The sequence below is a fragment of the Dermacoccus sp. CCH2-D9 genome, from assembly GCF_001556795.1.
Taxonomy (GTDB): Bacteria; Actinomycetota; Actinomycetes; order Actinomycetales; family Dermatophilaceae; genus Dermacoccus; species Dermacoccus nishinomiyaensis.
On record NZ_LSJT01000143.1, the window covers coordinates 1 to 240 of the forward strand.

The 240-nt window shown below is 74.2% G+C and carries 1 protein-coding gene; it reads right to left on the minus strand.

Annotation, left to right across the window (positions count from 1 at the left end; all coding sequences use genetic code 11):
- The coding region (locus tag AX669_RS11545; protein ID WP_156445006.1) for a hypothetical protein at positions 1–240 on the minus strand (240 nt) is incomplete at both ends.

Here is a 240-nt window from a genome sequence, read left to right on the forward strand (position 1 = left end):
GAGGTCGCACACGTTCGCGAGGTCGAGCCCCGTCGCACGGTCCGTGCCGTCCGTCGCCGCGACGAGCGCCGACATCGACGGCTGGCTCGTCGTGCCCGACATCGCGGCGCTCGCGACGTCGACCGCGTCGACGCCCGCGTCGATGGCGGCGAGCAGCGTCGCGAGCTGGCCACCGGCCGTGTCGTGGGTGTGCAGGTGCACGGGCAGGTCGAAGCGCTCCCGCAACGCGGTGACGAGGGT